The 481-nt window shown below is 48.0% G+C and carries 1 protein-coding gene; it reads left to right on the top strand.

The features are described from left to right. Positions 1-481 (top strand): hypothetical protein (locus F0U47_RS22730; RefSeq protein WP_149752343.1); only part of this gene is annotated, 481 nt, incomplete at both ends.

The raw sequence follows: 481 nt of genomic DNA, 5'->3' as shown, positions 1-481 counted from the left end.
AAACTGTACAACAGCATCCTCACCGGTGACTACGACAGTGCTGTACGTAAGAGCTTGGAATACGAGAGCCAAGGCCAGGGCAGCATCGTTCAAAATGTAGTTAACAATCTGATCATTGACAAGAGACGGAACACCATGGAGTACTGCTACAAGCTGTGGGTCGGCAACGGACAGGATATTGTCAAAAAGTACTTCCCATTAAGCTTTAGACTCATCATGGCCGGAAACTACGTCAAGCTCATTTACAGAAACTACAACCTCGCTCTGAAGCTCGGTTCCACAACCAATCCCTCGAATGAGAGAATTGCCTACGGCGATGGTGTTGACAAGCACACTGACCTCGTCAGTTGGAAGTTCATTACCTTGTGGGAGAACAACAGAGTGTACTTCAAGGCCCACAACACTAAGTACAACCAGTACTTGAAGATGAGTACGTCGACTTGCAACTGCAACGCTCGGGACCGTGTTGTATACGGCGGCA

This window comes from Nocardioides antri (assembly GCF_008373765.1).
In the GTDB taxonomy this organism is placed as follows: Bacteria; Actinomycetota; Actinomycetes; order Propionibacteriales; family Nocardioidaceae; genus Nocardioides; species Nocardioides antri.
This window is presented reverse-complemented; position numbering and strand designations above follow the sequence as displayed.